This is a genomic window from Streptomyces sp. NPDC057654, assembly GCF_042800135.1.
Lineage (GTDB): Bacteria > Actinomycetota > Actinomycetes > Streptomycetales > Streptomycetaceae > Streptomyces.
Genome location: NZ_JBHVHQ010000855.1, coordinates 1 through 3,672, shown reverse-complemented (window position 1 = coordinate 3,672; position 3,672 = coordinate 1). Strand labels below are relative to the sequence as shown.

Sequence of the window (3,672 nt, the reverse complement as noted above, 5' to 3'; positions counted from 1 at the left end):
AACGTCGGCCGGGCGGCGCGAAAACGTCAGCGCTCGGCTCGGGAAAACGTCAGCGCTTGGCGCGGGAGGCGGCGCGGCCGCGCTCCTTCTGGTCGAGGACGACCTTGCGGATACGCACGGTCTCCGGGGTCACCTCGATGCACTCGTCCTCGCGGCAGAACTCCAGGGACTGCTCCAGGGAGAGCTTCCGCGGCGGCACCACGTTCTCGGTGGTGTCCGCGGACGCGGCGCGCATGTTGGTGAGCTTCTTCTCCTTGGTGATGTTCACGTCCATGTCGTCGGAGCGCGAGTTCTCACCGATGATCATGCCCTCGTAGACCTCGGTGGTCGGCTCGACGAAGATCACGCCGCGCTCCTGGAGGTTGATCATCGCGAACGGCGTCACGACGCCCGCGCGGTCCGCCACCAGCGAGCCGTTGTTACGGGTCCGCAGGTCGCCGAACCACGGCTCGTGGCCCTCGAAGATGGAGTGCGCGATGCCGGTGCCGCGGGTGTCCGTGAGGAACTCCGTACGGAAGCCGATCAGGCCGCGGGCGGGGACGACGAACTCCATGCGGACCCAGCCGGAGCCGTGGTTCGTCATGGTCTCCATGCGGCCCTTGCGGGTGGCCATCAGCTGCGTGATCGCGCCGAGGTATTCCTCGGGGCAGTCGATGGTCATCCGCTCGGTCGGCTCGTGGACCTTGCCGTTGATCTCCTTGGTGACCACCTGCGGCTTGCCGACGGTCAGCTCGAAGCCCTCCCGGCGCATCGTCTCGACGAGGATGGCCAGCGCCAGCTCGCCACGGCCCTGCACCTCCCACGCGTCGGGGCGCTCGGTGTCCAGGACGTTCAGCGACACATTGCCGATGAGCTCCTTGTCGAGGCGGTCCTTGACCATGCGGGCGGTGACCTTGTGGCCCTTGCCGCCCTTGCCGACCAGCGGCGAGGTGTTGGTGCCGATGGTCATGGAGATCGCGGGCTCGTCGACCGTGATGAGCGGCAGCGCGATGGGGTTCTCGGGGTCGGCCAGCGTCTCGCCGATCATGATGTCCGGGATGCCCGCGACCGCGCAGATGTCACCCGGCCCGGCCACCTCGGCCGGCTTGCGGGTGAGCGCCTCGGTCATCAGCAGCTCGGTGATCTTGACGTTCTGGATCGAGCCGTCCCGCTTCATCCACGCGACCTGCTGGCCCTTGCGCAGCTCGCCCTGCTCGACGCGGCAGAGCGCGATACGGCCGAGGAAGTTGTCGGCGTCCAGGTTGGTGACGTGGGCCTGGAGCGGCGCGCCCGCGTCGTACTCCGGGGCCGGAACGGTGCCGAGGATGGTGGAGAAGAACGGCTCCAGGGAGTCGCTGTCCGCCGGGACCGTGCCGTTCTCCGGCTTGGTCAGCGAGGCGATGCCGTCGCGCGCGCAGGCGTAGACGATCGGGAACTCGATCTGGTCCTCGTCCGCGTCCAGGTCCAGGAAGAGGTCGTACGTCTCGTTGACGACCTCGTCGATCCGGGAGTCCGGGCGGTCCGTCTTGTTGATGCACAGGATGACCGGCAGCTTGGCGTCCAGCGCCTTGCGCAGCACGAAGCGGGTCTGCGGCAGCGGGCCCTCGGAGGCGTCGACCAGCAGCACGACCGCGTCCACCATGGACAGGCCGCGCTCGACCTCGCCTCCGAAGTCGGCGTGGCCGGGGGTGTCGATGATGTTGATCGTGATCACATCGCCGCCACCCTTGGGGTGGTACTTCACGGCGGTGTTCTTCGCGAGAATGGTGATGCCCTTCTCGCGCTCAAGGTCGTTCGAGTCCATCATGCGTTCGTCGAGGTGCTGATGGGCCGCGAAGGCGCCGGCCTGCTTCAGCATGGCGTCGACGAGGGTCGTCTTGCCGTGGTCGACGTGGGCGACGATGGCTACGTTACGAATGTCGTGGCGCGTGGGCATACTTGCGGCGCTTCTCCCGGAATCGTGGGTGGCTCCGCGTACGGTCCGGTACGCGTGCCTGCCGGGCAGATCACGCCACGGCCTCACCCCATGGTACGTGGCTGTGGCGTCTCCGGCCGCCCCAGCCCGTACGTACCGGCTCTGACCTGCGGTGATACCCCTCGGCTCTACCCCTCGTACACCCTGCGGCTCACTTCCGGAAGCCGATGTCCTGGTACCGGGGAGTGGTGAAGCCGAAGGCCCCGGCGTTGGCGATCTCCGACTTCGCGGCGATCAGCTCGGGGCGCTGGTAGAGCGGGATCGATCCGGCCGCCGCCCAGATACGGGCGTCCGCCCGCTCGACGAGATCGCGCGAGGCCCCGGCGTCCAGCTCCGCCGCCGCCTGGTCGAAGAGCTGGTCGATCTGGTCGGTGCCGACCCTCGTGTAGTTCTGCTCCACGAGCAGCGAGCCGTCCGGGGCGGGCTGCGGCTTGGCGAAGATGGGGCGGGCGTCGGTCGCCGGGTAGGCGGTGGCGGGCCAGGAGTACAGCGCCAGGTCGTAGCCGCCCGAGGCGATGTGGTCCTTGAAGTAGCTGTCGTCGGAGACCTTGGTGATCTCCGTGCGCACGCCGATCGCGTCCAGGCTGCGGGCGATGCGGTCGCCTACGGCGCGCAGCGGCTCGGCGGCGGCGCCGCGCGGCAGGACGAAGCGGAGGGTGAGCTTCTGGCCGTTCTTCATGCGGACCGGGGGCACGACGGCCTTGGGGTGCTGGGGACGCTGGGGGTCCTTGGCGTTCTGGGGGCCCTTGGGACCCTCGGGGCCCGAGCGGCCGTGCGGCTGATCCTTGCCGCCGCCCTCGCCGCCCCCGTCGGCCTTGGTGTCCGCGTCCGTGTCCGACCCGGCGCCCGCCCTGGCGTCCTCGCCCGCCTTCTTCTGCGGGATCGGGCCGCCGTGCGACTGCCAGCCCGCGTCGGCGAGCAGCGCCTGCGCCGCCTGCGCGTCCTCCCCGCCGATCGCGTCGCTGTGGTCCTCGTACCCCTGCTGGCCGGCCATCATCAGGTGGCTGCCGAGCGGCTTCGCGGGCAGCCCCAGCGGGCCGAGGACCGCCGAGGCGAGCCCCTTGCGGTCGATCGCGCGGGCGACGGCCCGCCGGACCCGCTCGTCGGCGAGCGGCCCGGACGCGCCGTTGAGCGCCAGCTGGGTGTAGGCGGGCTCCAGGGACTTGCGGACCGTGTACGAGCGCAGCGCCGTCTTGCGGGCCGCGGTACGGGCGTCCGCCGCGCGCCGGGCCCGCGCCTCGGCGGCGGCCTTCTCGCGCCCCTCGGGCGTGCCGTGCGCCTCGGCCCAGGCCCGCATCGCGGCCACCGCCGCGCGCTCGCCCATACCGTCGGCGGGCGATCCGGCGGCGCCCTTGCGGGTCCGCTCGACCGGTGTGTGGGCGGCGTCGATGTGCGCGGCGGTAGCCGGGTCGACGGCCGCGAGGTCGATCGTGTCGGCGGTCAGCGCGGCGGCGCGGCGCCCGCGCGGCACGGCCCGCAGCACGAGCTTGTCGAGCTTGGCGCGGTCGCCCCACCACTTCGGGTTGCGGGCGAGCGTCAGGGTGCCCGCGCCGGTGTCGCGGCCCGCGACCTCGAAGGGCCCGGCCCCGGCCTTGAGGTCCTTGCGGGCGCTGTCGTTGAAGGCGTCCGGGGAGCCCATCACGCTCTGCGGGTAGAGCGGTGTGAAGAGGCCGGCCCAGTCGGCGTACGGGCGGTCGAAGGTGACCTTGACCTCGTGC

The 3,672-nt window shown here is 71.2% G+C and carries 2 protein-coding genes; both read right to left on the bottom strand.

The window, feature by feature from the left end; all coding sequences use genetic code 11:
* Positions 1-49 precede the first annotated feature (49 nt).
* Positions 50-1,915: a translational GTPase TypA gene (gene typA, locus ACFU99_RS37205; protein WP_384401155.1), complete on the bottom strand. Its 1,866-nt coding sequence runs from the start codon at positions 1,913-1,915 to the stop codon at positions 50-52.
* Positions 1,916-2,105: 190 nt separating this feature from the next.
* Positions 2,106-3,672: ABC transporter substrate-binding protein (locus ACFU99_RS37200; protein ID WP_384401152.1), on the bottom strand; the 1,567-nt coding region annotated here is incomplete at its 5' end.